Consider the following 2,686-nt stretch of genomic DNA (forward strand, 5'->3'; position numbering starts at 1 on the left):
GCGCGCCGCCGGGCCGCCGCCGTGCCCAACAGGGCTAGATGCGCCGCCGCCGACCCGCTCGCGGGAAAACTGATCTCGTCCGGCCGGGCCCCGAGTACGCTCGCGACGGTCTCGCGCGCCGCGTCGAGCAGCATGCGCGCCCGGCGGCCCTCCCGATACAACCGTGCCGGGTCGGCCCAACCATCCTGAAGGGCCATTAGCAGAGTCTCGCGCGCGGCAGGGTGCAGCGGCGTGGTCGACGCGTGGTCGAGATAGGCCGGCACCTGTGAAACGGTACGCCGTGAACGGCCGGGAGGGGCGTGCGTCACAGGCGCTGACGGGGGCCTGAGGCGAGAAGGTTCGCGGCCGCTGAGATACGCTGCTGCCGCACCATCTACAGCGTGTCGAAGACAGCATGTCGTCCGGTTGGATCGGCGGGGCGACATGGCGTTTCCAGGGGGTCTCGCGCGCGGGGACGAACGCTGTCCGCCCCCGCGGCCGCGCGGCCCGCTCGTCGTGGGAGGCAGGACCTGGTGAGGAGATCCTTCGGTCGGACCCGGCCGTCGCTCGCGGATGTCGAGGACACGCCGACGACGCCGGCTGGCTCCGACACACGCGCAGCCGCGGTGTCCGCGGTCGGCGTGCACGGGACGCGGCACATCCGGCCGCTTCGGCGTGTCCTGCGTCTCAGTGCCGCGCTCGCTGTCGTGGGGATCATGGCGACCGCCTGCGACAGGCCCACATTCGGCTATCCCGAGGGCGTGACGAACCACACGCCGCGCCTTCTCAACATCTGGCAGGGTTCGGCGATCGCGGCGCTCGCCGTCGGTGTGCTCGTCTGGGGAATGATCTTTTACGCGGTCATCGCCTTCCGGAAACGCAGCGACGTACTTCCCCGCCAGGTGCGCTACAACCTGCCGGTCGAGGTGCTCTACACCGTCGTGCCGGTGGTGATCGTGGCCGGGCTGTTCTTCTACACGGCCCGGGACGAGACCGAGGTCACCAAGCTTTCGTCGAAGCCCGACGTCACCGTCGACGTGATCGCCTTCCGGTGGAACTGGCAGTTCAAGTACCTCGACACCGGATCCGGCCGGCAGGGTGCCAACCCGATTGAGGTCACCGGTCGCCCCGGTGAGCCGGCGGTGCTCGTGCTGCCGCAGAACCGCTCGATCCGTTTCGTGGAGAGCTCGCCGGACGTCATCCACTCGTTCTGGGTGCCGGAGTTCCTGTTCAAGCGGGACGTCATCCCCGGCCGGGTGAACCAGTTCGAACTGACCGTCACGAAGACCGGCACCTTCATCGGTCGATGCGCCGAACTGTGCGGGACGGACCACGACCGGATGAACTTCTACGTGAAGGTCGTGCCGCAGGCCGAGTACGACACGTTCATCGCGGACCGGGAGAACGCGGTGATCTCGGCGACGCCGGCCGCGTCGACGACCGGGACCGCCGCCACCACCGCAACCACCGGGAGTGGACAGTGACCCTCGTACAAGAACCGGGTGTCGGGCACGCCGACTCCCCGGCCCCCCACATCCCCCGGCGGACGAACCTGCTCGGCTATCTGCGGACGACGTCCCACAAGGACATCGCCGTCATGTACTTCGTCACGTCGTTCGTGTTCTTCATCGTCGCCGGCCTCATGGCCATCATGATCCGGGCGGAACTCGCCCGCCCGGGGCTGCAGCACTTCTCCAACGAGCAGTACAACCAGCTGTTCACGATGCACGGCACGCTGATGCTGCTCATGTTCGCCACCCCGATCGCCTTCGCGTTCGGAAACTTCCTGGTGCCGCTGCAGATCGGCGCGCCGGACGTGGCGTTCCCGCGGCTGAACGCGCTGTCCTACTGGTTCTTCCTGTTCGGCAGCCTGACGGTGATCTTCGGGTTCCTGACCCCGAACGGGTCGGCGTCCTTCGGCTGGTTCGCCTACTCGCCGCTGAACAACGGGGTGTACTCGCCGGGGGCCGGGTCGGACCTGTGGATCCTGGGGCTGACGGTGTCCGGTCTGGGCACCATCCTCGGCGCCGTCAACATGATCACAACGATCCTGGCGATGCGGGCCCCGGGCATGACGATGTTCCGACTGCCGATCTTCTGCTGGAACTTCCTGGTGACCTCGATCCTCGTGCTGGTCGCCTTCCCCGTGCTCGCCGCGGCGCTGCTCGCCTTGGAGGCCGACCGGCGCTTCGGCGCGCACGTGTTCGACGCCGCCAACGGCGGCGCGCTGCTCTGGCAGCACCTGTTCTGGTTCTTCGGCCACCCCGAGGTCTACATCCTGGCCCTGCCGTTCTTCGGCGTCGTCAGCGAGATCCTGCCGGTCTTCTCCCGCAAGCCGCTGTTCGGTTACAAGGGCCTGGTCTTCGCCACCATCGGCATCGCCGCCCTGTCCGTCGCGGTGTGGGCGCACCACATGTTCGTCACCGGCGCGGTGCTGCTGCCCTTCTTCGCCTTCCTGTCCTTCCTCATCGCGGTGCCGACCGGGATCAAGTTCTTCAACTGGATCGGCACGATGTGGCGTGGGCAGCTCACCTTCGAGACGCCGATGCTGTTCTGCGTCGGCTTCCTGGTGACCTTCCTGTTCGGTGGCCTGACCGGGGTGCTGCTGGCCAGCCCGCCGATCGACTTCCACGTCAGCGACAGCTACTTCGTCGTCGGCCACTTCCACTACGTCATCTTCGGGACCGTGGTGTTCGCCGCCTACGCC

3 protein-coding genes are annotated in these 2,686 nt (G+C 67.7%); 2 read left to right on the forward strand and 1 reads right to left on the reverse strand.

From position 1 onward, the window contains the following. Positions 1-425, reverse strand: a 425-nt coding sequence (locus tag AC08OV_RS04100) for an aminotransferase class V-fold PLP-dependent enzyme (protein WP_476619329.1), incomplete at its 3' end; no start/stop codon positions are given. 87 nt (positions 426-512) lie between these two features. On the opposite strand from AC08OV_RS04100, the gene ctaC reads away from it, so the two are divergent. Together ctaC and AC08OV_RS04110 are read left to right on the forward strand one after the other, a co-directional pair. Continuing rightward, on the forward strand, positions 513-1,463 hold the full coding sequence (gene ctaC / locus AC08OV_RS04105; protein ID WP_462202457.1) for an aa3-type cytochrome oxidase subunit II: 951 nt from the start codon (positions 513-515) through the stop codon (positions 1,461-1,463). Further along, positions 1,460-2,686: cytochrome c oxidase subunit I (locus AC08OV_RS04110; protein ID WP_476619318.1), on the forward strand; the 1,227-nt coding region annotated here is incomplete at its 3' end. The genes ctaC and AC08OV_RS04110, both read left to right, overlap by 4 nt.

The organism is Frankia sp. CeTa3Moorea, assembly GCF_978021225.1.